General features: G+C 33.2%; 1 pseudogene. It reads right to left on the bottom strand.

Annotation, left to right across the window (positions count from 1 at the left end):
* Positions 1-322, bottom strand: a pseudogene (locus SPADD19_RS11130) (hypothetical protein); the annotation flags it as partial.

The raw sequence follows: 322 nt of genomic DNA, 5'->3' as shown, positions 1-322 counted from the left end.
ATATAAATAATGAATCCGATTCTTTAAATCCCACAAATAATATTGAGATTTAACGCGCTCCTCACTTCTTCTTTCTCCCATATAAGTGAGATAAATATTGCGATATATGGAGGTTTCTGCCTGTGAAGTAGAAAATATCTGCTTGTGGTTTTTATTTTCAAAGGTAAATGAAGCATCCTTATTATTTGCAACCAAGTAAAGGAGTTTGTACCCATTCGTCAATAAACCGACATAATAGCGTTGATCATCCTTTGTTTGATCTATAACTTTTTTCTGCCCATCATTTAAGGAGTAGGCTACAATTTTTGTAGTTAAAGCTGTG

The sequence above is a fragment of the Streptococcus parasanguinis genome (assembly GCF_001578955.1).
GTDB classification, from domain to species: Bacteria; Bacillota; Bacilli; order Lactobacillales; family Streptococcaceae; genus Streptococcus; species Streptococcus parasanguinis_U.
Note: the sequence above shows the minus strand (reverse complement) of the source record. Positions and strands in the feature narration are given on the sequence as shown.